Origin of the sequence: Streptomyces griseoruber (assembly GCF_001514205.1) — a bacterium.
Classification (GTDB): domain Bacteria; phylum Actinomycetota; class Actinomycetes; order Streptomycetales; family Streptomycetaceae; genus Streptomyces; species Streptomyces griseoruber.
This window is the reverse complement of record NZ_KQ948767.1, coordinates 263,914-276,030: the sequence shown is the minus strand read 5'-3', so window position 1 is coordinate 276,030 and position 12,117 is coordinate 263,914. Positions and strand designations below refer to the sequence as shown.

Here is a 12,117-nt window from a genome sequence, read left to right as displayed (position 1 = left end):
GACGGGACACCAGACCAGAACCATCCACCCCACACAGGATCACCGCTCCGTCACATCCGCGCTCGCGGCGCTCGGGCTGGAGTGGGCGGCGGGGTAAAAGACGGTGTGGGCGCAGCCGACAGGGGGTGACACCGGCCTCCGTCTGCTGGCCGGCAGGGACGGAATGGCCGCAGCAGCGCCCTGCTTCCTTGCGCTCCAGGGCTGATGTCATCCGATGCGGTGGACACCTTGGGCAGCGCAGGGGCGGCGGTCCGCACCTGCGCTACCGCACCTGATTCTCCTGGGCCGAGGCGCACGTACGCCGACGCCGCGGCGACGTCCTGATCGAGGCCGCCCCTGCCGCCGACGGCTATCCGGTGGAACTCGCTGTCCTCGCCGTACGCGCCGCCGACAGCCTTCTCGCCACCGCCCTGCGCTACGCCCGGGCACTGCAGATCGCCGGCACCGGCCGGTTCACCACGCGCTCCGGGCACGACACCTGCTTCCGGGCGCCCGCCGATATCGTCGCCGTCACCGAGCGGCACCCGCGGATCGCGGCCATCACCATGAATCAGCCGTGACGAGCAGGCCCTGCTGCGCCACGAAGCCGACGGCTCCGGCCGGGCATCGTGGGCGCTCGCCGCAGAACGGCTCCGCCCGGACACCGAGCAGGAGGCCATGGCATTCCTCCAGCTCCACCACGCGCTGCGCCGGGCGCTGCCCCGCCACCGCGGTGACCTGGACGACATCGCCGCGCTCGCCCGGCCCCTGATGCCACGATCCGTTCGTCGTCGGGCCCCGGTGCGCGGCGTTCCGCGATGATCTGGGCGTTGTACCAGCCCACCACCTCGCGCGCTCATGTACCGGACACGGCAACCTCCTTGCATGCTGGTCACGTTGGGAAGAGGCCGTTGTCCTTCGGGACCGTCGTCGCTCTGCGGCGCAGCCCCGGGGTGGCGCCGTGCCTGGCAAACCCGTGGCATGCGCGACGGGCCTTCTTGTGCCCGCCTGAAACGCCACCCGTGCGGGCTAATCCGGGTGGCTTCAGGGAGCCGGGGGTGAGGGACTGAAGAGCACCCTTCCGTCCACTGCCAGCTTTCGCTGCCCTGAAAGACCGAGGTGATTGCGGGTGACCCCCGACTCCAGTACCCCCATCAACGGCGACTACTACGACCCGAAGGACCTCACGGCCGCCACGACCTACCGGACCGACGGCTCCGAGGTCCTCCACGGCATCTCCCTGCGATGGACCACCGGAGGCAACTCCGGCGGTGACACCACCCCGCCGGACTGGGACGACGGCCGGGCTCCGTACCCGCACGTGTACGAGGTGTGGCTCAACGGCCGGCCCGCCCAGACCCTCTATCTGGACTGGCCGACCTGGTGGGGCGGCTGGAAGCTCGCAGCCAACCACTGGGTCACTCTGGGAACCGATCCGGGCGACACCTACCAGGTCAGGATCCGGGCCCGGCGTGGCAACGGCAGCTGGAGCCCGTTCTCCGAGGAGTGCACCGTGCCCGGCCGCGCCGACGACCCGTACCAGCCGATCCCGGTCGCGGTGTCCGACGACCGCAGCGGGGATGTCGCGCAGCCCAGGCACGGCAACATGGCCGACCCTCCGGGCCGCTCCCTGCTCGCCCTGAAATCCGCGGAGGGCGGCGGCGGCCACGCCTGCACGAGCGCCTTCTGCGACCAGGTCCGTGCAGCCTGCGCTCCGGACGTGTGGTGGTCGGAAGTCGTTCCCGGCAAGGAACGGATGTGCGCGGACTACCCGTGGAACCGGCACGGCCACTACCTGGAGTACCGGAAGTTCAGCACCGGCGCCGACGACGGCAAGGTGGCCTCCGCGGGCAACCCCCGCTTCGCCGGCCTGGACCTCGTGGGTGACTGGCCCACCACCGCCCTCGACGCCAGCGCACAGGACCTCACCTTCTCCTACGAGCACACCGCCAACCACATCGGACCGACGTGGACGTACCAGTTCTTCGTCACCAGGGACGGCTGGAACGCATCAGCCCCGCTGTCCTGGGCCGACCTGGAGCCGACCCCGTTCATGGTGGTCGTCCACGGCCGAAACCCCGAACAGGCATGGACCACGGCGGCGCTGGCCGGACGCAAGACCGGCCGACACGCGATCGTGAACATCTGGGGCGGGCACGGCGGCGTCTGCACCACCGGCGACCCGGAGAGGTGTTGCGACCACGTCGACCAGGACCAGCGGATGACCGGTGAGTTCTTCGTGTCCGTCTCGGACGTGGTCTTCGAATGATCTGACGGGGAGCCGGGCTCTGCCCACTCTCACTCCCGGACTCCACTGCCTGCGGCGACACGGTGGCCGGCGGAAGGGTGACCGTCAACCTGGACGGAGGGTGCTGGTGATTGCCCATTCCGACAGGGGGAAGCCGCCCCGACCTGGAAGCGGACCTACGGGCACCACCCGCACCGGGAACCCCTCACGGCCCTGCTCAGGAGGCTGCGCACGCCGAGTTCGCCGGAGACGCCGCCCAGAGCAGGTGGCCCGGGGTGAAGTCGACCGCCTCGGGGGTGGGCGTCGACTGGCCGCCGGGGTGGACGGCGACCTGCGGGCAGCCGGGGAAAGGGCAGCCGCCACCCTCACAGGGGGCTGCCCACGCCCGGCCCGCACAGGACGCGCGTGAGCCGGCGGCCGCTGAGGCTGCCGCGTACATCGCAGCGATCAGGGCCAGTACGGCCACCCGGGCCGGCCCGGGTGGCCGGGTCACCGGGTCGCCGGAGCGCAGGTGGAGCACGGCGGCCGCCGCCGATCAGCACCGCCGGCCCGCTCGCGGCGGCCACGCCGAGCGGCCGCCGGGTCAGCCCCACGAGCAGCCGGCGACCGCGGTCGGCTCAGCGCGCCGACGACGCGGTGGAGCCGGATCGACATGCCGAGATGGGCCCGCCGCCTGCCGTACGAACGGCACCGCGGTCGGCTTGGTCAGGCCCAACGGCAGGAAGACCAGGGCGAGTACGACCAGGAGCACGGTGTGCTCACGCGATGGCCCTGCCCTTCCGGCGCTCCTCGCCCAGACCGGCGTAGTAGTCGATGAGCTCGGGGGCGTCCACCGTGGCCGGGTTCACGACCTGCTCGGCAGGGGCGCCCTGGAGCAGGCGTTTGACGGGCACCTCCAGCTTCTTGCCGGTGCGGGTGTGCGGGATGCCCGGCACTTGGCGGACCTCGTCGGGGACGTGACGGGGCGAAGCACCGGTGCGGATCGCGTCCTTGATCCTCTCGCACAGGGCGTTGTCGAGTTCGATACCGGGCGCGGGGACCACGAACAGCGGCATCCAGTAGCCGCCGTCCGGTTCCTCCACGCCGATGACCAGGGCCTCGGCGATCTCCGGGAGGCGTTCGACGGCGTCGTGGATGTCGGCGCTGCCCAGGCGTACGCCGTTGCGGTTCAGGGTGGAGTCGGAGCGGCCGTGGATGATGACCGAGCCGTGGCCCGTGATGGTGATCCAGTCGCCGTGCCGCCAGACGTCCGGGTAGGAGGAGAAGTACGCGTCGCGGTAGCGGGTGCCGTCGGGGTCGTTCCAGAAGGACAGCGGCATCGACGGCATGGGGCGGGTGACCACCAGCTCGCCGACCTGGTCCACCACCGGCATGCCCTCGGCGTCGTACGCGGCCAGCGCCACCCCCAGGTGGGGTGCGGACAACTCACCTGCCCAGACCGGGGTGTTGGGCGCGCTGCCCGCGAAGCCCGACACGATGTCCGTGCCGCCGCTGATGGAGGCCAGCAGCACCCCCTCCCCCACGTGGTCACGGACCCAGGGGTAGGCGGAGGCGGGCAGGGCGGAGCCGGTGCAGCCGACTACGCGGATCGAGGACAGGTCGTACACCGAGGGGTCGATGCCGAACTTGGCCATGGCCAGCAGGTACTGGGGGCTGGTGCCGAAGACGGTGACGCGATGGCGGGAGGCCAGCTCCCACAGAACGTCGGGTTCGGCGAACGGCACCGGGCTGCCGTCGTACGTGCACGTGGTGGCGCCGGTCAGGAGGGTGGAGGCGACCAGGTTCCACATCATCCAGTGGGTGGTGGTGTACCAGAGGAGGCGGTCGCCGGGGCCGAGGTCGGAGTGCAGGCCCAGGGTCTTGAGGTGCTCCAGCAGGACGCCGCCGTGGCCGTGGACGATGCCCTTGGGCAGGCCGGTGGTGCCGGAGGAGAACACGACCCACAGGGGGTGGTCGAACGGCACCGGCACGCAGATGAGTTGCTCGGCGCGGGTCGAGGCGTCCTCCCAGGGGAGCACCAGCGACGGGTAGTTCTCCGAGAGGGCCGGCAGACCCACGTGGTCCACCAGCACGGTGGCTTTCAACGTGGGCAGCGCACGGGCCAGTTCGAGGGCGGCCTCGCGGCGATCGTGGGTGGTGCCGTTGAAGAGGTAGCCGTCGGCGGCGATCAGGACGGTGGGTTCGAGCTGCGCGAACCGGTCGGCGGCGGCCTTGGGGGCGTAGTCCTGCCCGCACACCGACCATACGGCGCCCAGGCTCGCCGCCGCCAGGAACGCGACGATGGCGTGCGCGGTGTTGGGCAGATAGCCGACGACCCGGTCGCCCCTGCCGACGCCGAGGTCGCGCAGGGTGGCGGCGACGGAGGCGACCAGGGCGCGCAGCCGCTCGCCGGTCACCTCGTACCCGGAGCCGGTCTCGTCGAGGGCGACGATCGCCACGTCGTCGTCGGCGAGGTTGCGCAGCGCGTGGCGGGCGTAGTTGAGGGTGGCGCCCGGGAACCAGCGGGCGCCGGGCATCCGCTGCTCGGCCAGGACCTGTTCGTAGGGGGTGTCGGCGTCGATGTCGAAGTACTCCCACACCGCGCCCCAGAAGGTCTCCAGGTGGGTGACGGACCAGCGGTGCAGGGCTGCGTAGTCGACGCCGTCCAGCCCGACGTAACGGGCGAAGTCCGCGATGCGGCTGGCCGCTGTCGTCTCCGGATCGGGGGTGAAGAACGGGTCCGTGTGCGACGTCGTCATCGCGTGGTGCTCCTCAACAGGGAATGCGCAGCGGTCCGTTCGGACGGAGCGGGGCTTCGCGTGGTGTGCAGCAGGGGCGCCCAGTCGGCGGTCGCCGTGAAGTCCCGGCCGTCCGACGGAACGACGTCCATCACGACCCGGTCGGGCCGGAGCAGCACCGCGTCCGCGCGTCCCGCGCGCAGCCAGGCCGCGAGCGTGCCGTCGTCGCCGAGTTCGCTCACGGGGATCGCGCGTGTGCCGAGGCTGTGGGCCAGCGCGTTCAGTGAAGGGCCGGGTTCCGCCGCGGTCAGCACGGTGAAGGAGTTGCCGAGCACCTCGTCGAGACGGGTGCGCCGTCCGTCGACGCTCACCCAGGGCTGCGGGCACTGTGTGCCCGCAAGGCTCCGGCGGACGCCGCGCCGCACGAGCGGTCCGGCGGTCAGGGGCCGGCTGAGGTCGCGGCCGACCAGTTCGGTCAGGCCCGGAAGGCGGAACACCGCGGACAGCACACTGCGGCGGATCGTGGCGGCGGCGTCCTGGCCGCCGGTCATGGCCCAGCCCATGGCGACCGCGAGCCGGACCACATGCCGTGCGTGCGGCCTGCGTTCGGTCTCGTACGTGTCCAACAACCGTTCCGGCGCGCCCTGTCGCAGCACCCGGGCGAGCTTCCAGGTGAGGTTGTGGGCGTCCCGCAGGCCCGAGCACAGGCCCTGTCCGATGAACGGCGGGGTGAGGTGGGCGGCGTCGCCGAGCAGGAAGACCCGTCCGCGCTGCCAGCGGTCGGCGACGCGCGCCCGGAAGGTGTACTGCGTCTCGCGGACGATCTCGAAGTCCCCGTCGTAGGAGGTCGGCAGCCACGGGGCGATCAGCTCGCGGACGGTCTCCTGCCCTTCCCGGATCCGGAACTCCCAGCGGTAGCGGGTGTCGTTCACCCGCATGAAGGTCCCCGGCTTCTCCGGGTCGCAGACCTGGTCGACGCCTTCCCAGCAACGGACGGGGCCCGTCGTCTCGGCGTCGATGACGGTCCAGCGCTCCTCGAAGTGCAGGTCCTCCCAGGTGCCGCCGATCGCCGCGCGGGTGAGGCTGTTGGCGCCGTCGCAGCCGAGGACCGCCTCGGCCCACAGCTCGTGATCGCCGGTGTCGTCGCGGTAGGTCACCCGGACGGGGCCGGTGGTGTCCGGGCCGACGCCGGTGACCTCGACGCCACCGCGCAGTTCGCACTCCGGGTGCCGGGCCAGCTCGGCGCGCAGCACGCCTTCCAGCTCGGGCTGGTCGAACATGCTGGACTGCGGATAGCCGTGGTGGCCCTGCTGGGAACGCCGGAACTCGGCCATCACCCGGTGCCGGGAATCCAGCAGCCGCAGCCCGTCGGCCGCGCGGGAGATCGCGGTGAACTCCTCGCCGATGCCCGCGGCCTGGAGGATCCGGTGGATCTCGTCGTCGTTGGCGACGGCGCGCGGGAGCGGGTAGACACCCTGGTGGCGTTCGAGGACGACACTGCGGACCCCGTGCCGGGCCAGGAGCAGGGCGGAGGTCACGCCCACCGGCCCGGCCCCGACGATCACGACGGGCACACGTGCGGCTTCATCGACGGTCATGTGCGGCTCACCTCGGGTGTCAGTTCGCGTCCGCGACGGGCGTACGCTGCTCGCCGAGGTCGATCCGGCCGTCCGGGGTCGCGATCGTCGCGGTGATGACGTCCCCGGTGTGCAGGTAGTGCGGGTTCTTGGCCTGGCTCTTGAAGAACGCCTTCCACTTCACGGCGGGCGGCAGCAACGAGCCGATCTTCTCGACGGCCTTCGGCGGGGCCTTCAGCGCCGTACCACCGGGGGTGCCGGTGAGCAGCAGGTCGCCTGCGTCCAGGGTCTGGAAGCGGGCGAGCAGGGTCAGCGCCTGCGCCGGGCGGACGATCATGTCGGCGAGGGTGCGGTCCTGTCGCGGCTCGCCGTTGACGCTCAGCTTCAGCCGCAGGTCGAGGAGGTGGGCGAAGTCCTCCGGCTCCAGCAGCGTCAGGTGGGGGCCGGTGGGTGTGAAGGTCGGGTACGACTTGCTCTCGTAGAACTGCGTCCTGGTCAGCTGCACCTCGCGGGCGCTGATGTCGTTGGTGATCACCAGTCCGGCGACGTACGACGGCAGGTCCCGCTCCTCGACCACGGTGCCGACGGGCAGCGGCGCGCCCATGACCAGGCCGAGCTCGATCTCGTAGTCGAGGAACGTCACGTGGGAGGGCCGGACGACGGCCTCGCAGGGGCCGCTGACGGAGCCGGACGCCTTGCGGAAGAAGGCGGGCGGGATCTCCCCCTTGAAGCCCGAATCGCGGGCGTGGCTGCGGTAGTTGACCATCTGGGCGACCACGCGGCAGGGGGTGGTCACCGGGGAGATCGCCACCAGGTCGGCGACCGGCGTGCCCGCCTCGCCGGAGGCGGCGGCCTCCCGGACGGCGGCGCGGTCGGCCAGCAGCTCGGCGGTGGTCGCGGCCTTGGTGTCGACGGGGACGGCCCGGTCGCCGCGGACGACCCACCAGCCGTCGGCGGTGCGCAGGACATTGGTGCTCATGTCAGTGCCTTCGTGAGGGGGCGGGAATGCGGAGGTTCAGGAGTTGGCGGCCCTGAGCAGGCCGAACAGGCGCGCCGGGTCCATCTCGTTGTCACCGCGCAGCGCCTCGACGACATCGCGGACCCGCTGCGGGGAGGGTCTCGCGCCGAGGAAGTCGCGGGTGGCCGGCGGGCCCCACTGGGCGAGGCCGCTGGTCGACATGGGCGCCCAGCCGGGCTGGACGTCGCAGGAGAACAGGTCGCCGTCGGCGAAGTGCTCCAGCATGAAGTGGTCGGGGTCGCGCCAGTAGTCGAAGAGCTGGCTGCCCTGGATGTGCCGGCCGATGCCCCAACTGCGCTTGTAGCCACGCTCCTTGAGGTACTCACCGCCGGCGGCGATCGAGTCCAGGTCGGTGACCTGGTAGGCGGAGTGGACATAGCCGTTGCCCGGCCCCAGGTGCATGGCCAGGGTGTGGTGGTCGGCGGGCACACCGCCCAGGTCGCAGCGGATGAACGCCATCGTCGGGCCCCGGCCGCGCTGCCCGTCCAGGAACAGGAAGTCGGACACGATCATGCCGAGCGTGTCCAGGTACCAGTCCAGGGCCCGGCCGAACACACGCGTCTCCATCACCACATGCCCTAGACGCTGGATGCGGGAGGGCTCGCGCGGCGGGCGCTGGGTGGCGTTCGTACGACGGTGATCCGTGCCGAAGTTGAGGAGCAGCGGCCGCTGTTCCGGCAGCGCCGGGAGCCGTTCGCCGCAGTGCACGACCCGCACCGGGAAGCCCGAGGGGTCGAGCAGGTCGACCGCCTTTCCACCGCCGGGAACGTCGGCGTCCCGTACGGACGATCCGGTGGCACGGGCCAGCCGGTCCAGGTCGCCCCGCTCTGCGGCGCGGAACACCGGGCCGGTGAAGCGGGAGGTGCGCCCCGTGCGGATCACCATGCAGGGCGGGCCGGCGAAGGTGCCGCGCAGCCACAGTTCCCGCTCGGTGCGCGCTGCGATGCCGAACCCGAAGTCCCGGGCGAAGACCTCGGCGCGGTCCAGGTCGGGCTTCTCGAACTCCAGCCAGGCCAGGTCGGCCACCTTGATCACGGGATTCCGGGAGCGACCGGGGTGTTCGCCGCGCAGGGCGCCCTGCTCGCTGTGGAGGTCCTGGTGGGCCGTGATGACGTTGGCCCCGTTGACGCGGATTTCAGACACGGTGCCCTCCGAGCAACATTGCCGTAATGAGGAAATCATCAACTGTGACGGTTCTGTCGTCAAGATGTTCGCGGCAGGAAATGATGAATTCATCAGGACTGCGACAGCCATCGTCCCGACGGTTAGACTCTGCGCATGTCTACGTCAGCCCTGCCCAGCAACCGGTTCGAGCGGCGTCGCGCGGAGACCCGCAGGGCTCTCGTGCGAGCGGCCCGGCAGATACTCGCCGAGAGCGGCGACACCAGCGCGAGCATCCAGGCGATCGCCGAGCGCGCGGACGTGGGCTTCGGCTCCTTCTACAACCACTTCGACTCCAAGACGGAGTTGTTCGAGACGGCGGTGGTGGATGCCCTGGAGGAGTTCGGCCAGAACTTCGACGAGCGCCTGGCCGGGATCGACGACCCGGCGGAACTCGTCGCGGCCGGCTTCCGGCTCAGTGCCCGGATGGCCGATTCCCACCCTGAGCTGATGCAGGTCCTGCGCCGCCGCGGCCTCGGTCACATCCACGCGGACAACGGCCTGACCCGCCGGGCGCTACGCGATCTCCAGGTCGGCATCGCCTCCGGCCGCTTCACCACGCTCGACCCGGTGGTCGCCCTGTCGGCACTGGGCGGAACCCTGCTGTCCCTGGTGGAGCTGCGTTTCGCCCGGCCCGAGGTGGACGGCGACGAGGCTGCGGTGAACCTCGCCGAGATGGTCCTGCGCATGCTGGGCCTGTCGTTGGACGATGCCCACGAGGTCGCCCGCCGCCCCTTGCCCGACCTCGACTGACCTCACGCGGACGGCGAGTCCGGGCGGAACGTGACCGAGCGGCCCGTGAAGCGGGCGTCGATCCCGTCCTCGGTGGTGGTGACCGACCGCAGATGCAGCCCGTCGGGAACGCTCCGCAGCGGAATGGGCTCGTCCAGGGCCTTGTCGAGCAGCGCTTTCAGCGGGGGGAGCAGTTCACCCTGCTCTGCGCGTGCGGCTGTGAAGGCGATGCGGTTGCCGCTCGCCGCCGAGACAGCCGCGCTCATGGTCACGTCGCCGACGATCGGCAGACTCGCGGTCGCGTTGACCCGACCCGGCTCGTCGCCCTGCGACACCTCCACGCCGAGCGCGCTCGACACGTCCGCGTACGACAGATGGGCGGCCGCCCGAACGCTGCGGGCGTGTGCCTCGTCGGCGTTCCCCGAGGTCTTCAGTCCGTCCATCCCGACCGTCAGCTTCGTCACCGGCAGGGGCCGGGTCGTGCCGTTCGCGGGGATGTCGTGGGCGGTGAGATCGACGTGGTCCAGACGGCCCTCGGCGAGCTGGGTCAGCATGGGAAAGCCGCTGACGTGCACCGACGGCCGATCGGCGGTTCCCATGCCGTCCTGGAAGGCCTCGGCCGTACGGCTCTCCGCGCGGGCCGCGGCGATCCGGTCGACCGCGACGGCACCGACCAGCAAGGCCGCGAGGGACGCGGCGACGACGATCAGGCGCCGCCCGCTCCGGGTCGGGGGGCTCACGTACACGGCGCCGTCGCCGGAGTGGGGCTCGCCGACGTGCTCCCCGTCGGGCTGGGACTGGGACACGGTTCTCCTCTTCTGGTCGCGGTTCGGGAAGTGTGTCTACACGGCGTCACCCTCGGGCCGGACGAGCCCGCGGACACAGGTGGCGGCGCGGTCGCCGTCCACGCCCATCGCGATCAGGGCGGCGGTCGCGGTGGCCGTGCCGTCGTCGCTCCATGCACCGCCGTTCACGCAGTCCAGAAGCCCTAGCAGGTACCCCTCCAGCGCCCGGGTCAGCACGGCCGGCGGAACGCTGGCCCGAAAGACCCCCTGCTGCCGACCCCGGAGGATGATCGCCTCGGCCATGTCGCGCGCGGGGGCGAGGACTTCGGCAACCCGTTCGGCCCCGAGGTCCTGGGGGGCAAGGCGGAGCAGGATGCGATAGCGGTCACCGACGGGCCATACGGCGAGGACCAGGCGCGCCATCTCCGTGACGGCATCCGTCACCGGTACCCGCGGGACCGCGAGTGCCTGCCGCAACGCCTGTGCGGCGTCCTCCACCAGCCCCTCCACAAGCGCGGCCCGGCCGTTGAAATGGCCGTAGACCGTACGGCGCACCACGCCAGCCGCCTCGGCGATGTCACTGAGGCTGCTGTCGGGGTCACGGCCGAGTTCCTGCCGGGCCGCTCCGAGGATGCGGGCCCGCGTGAGCAGGGTTCGGCTGCGTTCCGGGGCGGTTGAAACGGGTGTGCGGGTCATGTCGGACCTCCGGTCGACGGGGAGGGCACCAACTCAATAGTTGCACATTAACGGGCAACAAACTAGCCTGCACATCCACGGGCAATTAACTGCTCCCGGTGCCGCGCCCACTCCCGTCCGCGCCCGCACCGCACCCCTCGGCCCGCACCCCGAAGCCTCCGCTTCACCTCCTGCCGAGGACCCTGACGATGCCGCTCTTCGCGAAGACACCCGTCGAGTAGATGACCGAGCCCTGTCCACGCCGCCGGCGGACCCTGCTGGTTCTCTGCCTGAGCCTGCCGATCGTCGCCATGGCGAACACGTCACTGATCGTGGCCGCCCCGACATGACCAAGGACCTGGGGCCGAGCAGTAGTGACCTCCACTGGGTCATCGACGGCTGCACCGTTCCCTACGCCGCGCCGATGCTCGTGCTCGACGCGACAGGCGACAGGTACAGCCGCCGTGGTGCGCTCGTCCAGGGCCTGCTGATCTTCATCGGCGATTCGATGATGGGCGGCCTGGTCGACGAGACGAACCTCGTTCATCGTCGCCCGAGCGATCACGGGCGCCGGCGCCGCCGTCGTCCTGCCGGCCACGCCCTCGCTGCTGGTCGCGATCTTCCCGAGGGCCGTACGACCGGCATGCAGGACGGGCCGGCGGGCACTTCGGCCGGGAGCAGCAGGCCGCGGAGCCGGACCGATCCCTTCTGCCGGGAGGCCCCCGGAAGCCGGGTGCGTGAGGCCTGATACGTCGATCGCCGTGCCCGGCCCGTCGCCGTTCGGCTCGCCGCCCGGCATGAGGTCCGCCAGGCCGGCCGCGTCGGCGTCCGGGCCGCGCGGCAGACCGGGGTACTTGGGCCCGTAGATCGCCCACAGGCCCAGCGCGTCGTCCAGGAGCGCCGCGCGGTCGGCACGGGTCATCCTCTCGACCGCGCCTGGAACCATCTGGGTATCGCCCGCGATGTAGCGGACATGCTGGACAAGGAGGAGGAACATCTGGGTGGACGCGCTGGCGATGCCTCCCCCGTTCGGCCACTCGTCAGCCGGGTGCAGTCGGTAGACGCACTCGGCCGTCACCGCGAGCACGATCGGGAAGCTTTGCCGTGAGGGACTCCAGGCACGGGGCGCACTGCCCGACACGCGCGCCGATCAGCGCGGACGCGGTCCGCATGTCCGGCGCGGTCTCGACTCCCCACTGGCTGGGGTCGGCGAATGCGGATCCTC

General features: G+C 71.4%; 10 protein-coding genes and 1 pseudogene. 5 read left to right on the top strand and 6 right to left on the bottom strand.

Annotated features, from left to right (window positions below):
* Positions 1-356: 356 nt before the first annotated feature.
* The 3 genes from AQJ64_RS50815 to AQJ64_RS16390 all read left to right on the top strand — a co-directional run bounded on the left by AQJ64_RS50815 (position 357) and on the right by AQJ64_RS16390 (position 2,248).
* Positions 357-560, top strand: coding sequence for a hypothetical protein (locus AQJ64_RS50815; protein ID WP_055635960.1), 204 nt, complete (start codon positions 357-359; stop codon positions 558-560).
* Between the two features lie 97 nt (positions 561-657).
* On the top strand, positions 658-801 hold the full coding sequence (locus tag AQJ64_RS50810) for a hypothetical protein (protein ID WP_240512759.1): 144 nt from the start codon (positions 658-660) through the stop codon (positions 799-801).
* Between the two features lie 307 nt (positions 802-1,108).
* Positions 1,109-2,248: a lytic polysaccharide monooxygenase auxiliary activity family 9 protein gene (locus AQJ64_RS16390; protein WP_055635961.1), complete on the top strand. Its 1,140-nt coding sequence runs from the start codon at positions 1,109-1,111 to the stop codon at positions 2,246-2,248.
* Between the two features lie 737 nt (positions 2,249-2,985).
* Here AQJ64_RS16390 and AQJ64_RS16385 read toward each other — a convergent pair.
* From AQJ64_RS16385 to AQJ64_RS16370, 4 genes are read right to left on the bottom strand one after another with little or no spacing between them, the layout of a single operon-like run.
* Positions 2,986-4,965 (bottom strand): acetoacetate--CoA ligase, encoded by a 1,980-nt coding sequence (locus AQJ64_RS16385; protein WP_055635962.1) that lies wholly within the window; start codon positions 4,963-4,965, stop codon positions 2,986-2,988.
* Positions 4,962-6,542 (bottom strand): bifunctional 3-(3-hydroxy-phenyl)propionate/3-hydroxycinnamic acid hydroxylase MhpA, encoded by a 1,581-nt coding sequence (gene mhpA / locus AQJ64_RS16380; protein ID WP_055635963.1) that lies wholly within the window; start codon positions 6,540-6,542, stop codon positions 4,962-4,964. Before mhpA ends, AQJ64_RS16385 begins: the two co-directional genes overlap by 4 nt.
* A gap of 19 nt (positions 6,543-6,561) precedes the next feature.
* Positions 6,562-7,500, bottom strand: a complete 939-nt coding sequence (locus AQJ64_RS16375) for a fumarylacetoacetate hydrolase family protein (protein WP_055635964.1) — start codon at positions 7,498-7,500, stop codon at positions 6,562-6,564.
* A 36-nt stretch (positions 7,501-7,536) separates the two neighbouring features.
* Positions 7,537-8,682 carry a VOC family protein gene (locus AQJ64_RS16370; protein ID WP_055635965.1) on the bottom strand — a complete coding sequence of 382 codons (1,146 nt, stop codon included), beginning with the start codon at positions 8,680-8,682 and terminating at the stop codon, positions 7,537-7,539.
* A gap of 135 nt (positions 8,683-8,817) precedes the next feature.
* Here AQJ64_RS16370 and AQJ64_RS16365 point away from each other — a divergent pair, with 135 nt between their 5' ends.
* Positions 8,818-9,453 carry a TetR/AcrR family transcriptional regulator gene (locus AQJ64_RS16365; RefSeq protein ID WP_206189782.1) on the top strand — a complete coding sequence of 212 codons (636 nt, stop codon included), beginning with the start codon at positions 8,818-8,820 and terminating at the stop codon, positions 9,451-9,453.
* A gap of 2 nt (positions 9,454-9,455) precedes the next feature.
* Here AQJ64_RS16365 and AQJ64_RS16360 read toward each other — a convergent pair whose 3' ends face one another.
* Both AQJ64_RS16360 and AQJ64_RS16355 read right to left on the bottom strand, forming a co-directional pair.
* Positions 9,456-10,238, bottom strand: coding sequence for an LmeA family phospholipid-binding protein (locus AQJ64_RS16360; protein WP_079061707.1), 783 nt, complete (start codon positions 10,236-10,238; stop codon positions 9,456-9,458).
* A 36-nt stretch (positions 10,239-10,274) separates the two neighbouring features.
* Entirely contained in the window at positions 10,275-10,913 is a 639-nt protein-coding gene (locus AQJ64_RS16355) for a TetR/AcrR family transcriptional regulator (protein ID WP_055635967.1), read from the bottom strand.
* Between the two features lie 221 nt (positions 10,914-11,134).
* On the opposite strand from AQJ64_RS16355, the pseudogene AQJ64_RS50805 reads away from it, so the two are divergent.
* Positions 11,135-11,530: pseudogene (locus AQJ64_RS50805) on the top strand (MFS transporter); the annotation flags it as partial.
* Positions 11,531-12,117 lie beyond the last annotated feature (587 nt).